This is a genomic window from Kytococcus sp. HMSC28H12 (assembly GCF_001816045.1).
In the GTDB taxonomy this organism is placed as follows: domain Bacteria; phylum Actinomycetota; class Actinomycetes; order Actinomycetales; family Dermatophilaceae; genus Kytococcus; species Kytococcus schroeteri.
Genome location: NZ_KV824352.1, coordinates 1 through 2441 on the forward strand (window position 1 = coordinate 1; position 2441 = coordinate 2441).

Genomic DNA, 2441 nt, shown 5'->3' on the forward strand with positions numbered 1-2441 from the left:
GGGCGGGCGCGACGGCATCGCACGGGGCCAGCGAGCCCACCGGCCGGCTGCGCGTGCTGCCCGACGACCTGCGCCACGCCCGCCTGCGCGGCCGGGAGTCCAACCTCGTGCTCTTCGCGGTGGACACCTCCGGCTCCATGGCCGCCCGCCAGCGCATGGCCGCGGTGAAGACCGCCGTGCTCAGCCTGCTCGTGGACGCCTACGAACGCCGCGACAAGGTGGGCCTGGTGACCTTCTCCGGCGAGGACGCCCGCCTCGTGCTGCCGCCCACCTCCTCGGTGGACCTGGCCGCCGCCCGCCTGGCCGAGGTTCCCCACGGCGGCCGCACCCCGCTGGCCGAGGGCCTGACCACCACCGCCACCACGCTGCGCTCCGAGGCCGTGCGCGACCCGCGCCGTCGCGCCCTGGTGGTCCTGGTGACCGACGGCCGCGCCACCAGTGGCCAGAACGCCCTGGAGCGCGCCCGCACCATCGCCGACGCGTGGCACGCCACCGCGCCGGAGACCGTGGTGGTGGACTGCGAGGCCGGGCGCTTCCGCATGCACCTGGCCGCCGACCTCGCCCACCGCATGGGCGCCACGCACGTACCGCTGGAGAGCGTCTCCGCCCACGGCCTGCTCGAGGCCGTGGCCGCCCACCGACCCGCAGGGAGGGCCGCCTGATGCCGAAGGGCCAGACCCCCGTCACACCCCAGGACGGCCGCACCACCAACCAGCGCCGCCACCAGCCGGTGGTGGTGCTCAACCACGGCCAGGGCAAGGGCAAGTCCACCGCCGCGTTCGGCCTCGCGCTGCGCGGGTGGAGCCAGGGCTGGTCCATCGGCGTGTTCCAGTTCGTGAAGTCCGCCAAGTGGCGCATCGGCGAGCAGCAGGCCCTCGAGGCGCTCGGCGAGCTGCACGCCACCACCGGTCAGGGCGGCCCGGTGGAGTGGCACAAGATGGGCTCGGGCTGGTCGTGGTCGCGCACCCGCGGGTCCAAGGAGGACCACGCCGCCGACGCCCTGGAGGGCTGGCGCGAGGTCCAGCGTCGGCTGGCCGCCGAGACCCACCGCCTCTACGTGCTCGACGAATTCACCTACCCCATCACGTGGGGCTGGGTGGACGGCGAGGAGGTGGCCGCGACCCTCGCGGCGCGCCCCGGCACCCAGCACGTCGTCATCACCGGGCGCGACCCGCACCCGGCCCTGCTCGAGGTGGCCGACATCAGCACCGAGATGACCAAGGTGAAGCACCCCTTCGACCGCGGGCAGCGCGGACAGCGCGGCATCGAGTGGTGAACCTCCCCCGCCTCGTGGTGGCGGCCCCCGCCTCGGGGCACGGCAAGACCACCGTGGCCACCGGGCTCATGGCCGCCCTGACCGCCCGCGGGCTCGCCGTCGCGCCGGCCAAGGTGGGGCCGGACTTCGTGGACCCCACCTTCCACGCCGTGGCCACCGGCCGCCCCGGGCGGAATCTCGACCCGTGGCTGCAGGGCGGGAACCACGTGGCCTCCGTGCTCGCCCGCTCGGCCGCGCTGCCCACCGCTGCGGACGTCGCCGTCGTCGAGGGCGTCATGGGCCTGTTCGACGGGCGCCTGGGCACCGACGGGTGGGCCTCCACCGCGCACGTCGCCCAGCTGGTGGGCGCACCGGTGCTGCTCGTGGTCGACGCCTCCTCGGCCTCGCGGACCGTCGGTGCCGTCGTGCACGGGCTGGCCACCCTCGATGCGGGGGTGCGCGTGGGCGGGGTTGTGCTCAACCGCCTCGGGTCGCCGCGGCACGCCGCCGAGGTGCGCCGCGCCGTGGAACAGGTGGGCGTCCCCGTGCTGGGGGTGCTGCCCCGCCACGCCGAGCTGGCCTCCCCCGCCCGCCACCTGGGCCTGGTACCCGCCGGGGAGCGCGAGGACGCGCAGGCCGCCGTGGATCGGATCGGCGCGGTGGTGGCCGAGCACGTGGACCTCGACGCGGTCCTCGACCTGGCCCGCACCGCCGGGCCCCTGGAGGCGGCGCCCTGGGAGCCACCGGTGCGCGCGACGGACGGGGGCGAGGGGCCCGATGACGGCGTGCGACCGGTCGTGGCCGTGGCCGCCGGGCCCGTGAGCGGCTTCTGCTACCCCGAGACGCTCGAGCTGCTGCGCGCCCGCGGCCTGGAGCCGGTCCCCTTCGACCCGCTCGTGGACACCGCCCTGCCGCCGGGGACGCGGGGACTGCTGCTGCCCGGGGGCTACCCGGAGGTGCACGCCGAGGCGCTGGCCGCCCGCCGCCCGGGCCTGGAGGCGCTCGCCGCCGCGGTGCGCGCCGGCGTGCCCACCTGGGCCGAGGGCGGTGGCACGCTGCTGCTCCTGGAGCAGCTCGAGGGCCACCCGATGGCCGGCGTGCTCCCGGGAACGGCGCACCTGGGGGCGCGCTCGGTGCTCGGCTACCGCGAGGCCACCGCGCCGGCCGACACGCTGCTCGCCCCGGC

At 77.0% G+C, this 2441-nt stretch carries 3 protein-coding genes; all 3 read left to right on the forward strand.

Features of this window, described 5'->3' with window-relative positions:
• On the forward strand, positions 1–662 hold a 662-nt coding region (locus HMPREF3099_RS03530; RefSeq protein ID WP_141761967.1), incomplete at its 5' end, for a vWA domain-containing protein.
• Positions 662–1276 carry a cob(I)yrinic acid a,c-diamide adenosyltransferase gene (gene cobO / locus HMPREF3099_RS03535; RefSeq protein ID WP_070704020.1) on the forward strand — a complete coding sequence of 205 codons (615 nt, stop codon included), beginning with the start codon at positions 662–664 and terminating at the stop codon, positions 1274–1276. The genes HMPREF3099_RS03530 and cobO, both read left to right, overlap by 1 nt.
• The coding region (locus tag HMPREF3099_RS03540; protein ID WP_202816676.1) for a cobyrinate a,c-diamide synthase at positions 1273–2441 on the forward strand (1169 nt) is incomplete at its 3' end. The genes cobO and HMPREF3099_RS03540, both read left to right, overlap by 4 nt.

Coding starts and splice junctions, on each gene's coding strand:
- cobO (WP_070704020.1), top strand. CDS start 662: ATGCCGAAGGGCCAGACCCCCGTCACACCCCAGGACGGCCGCACCACC.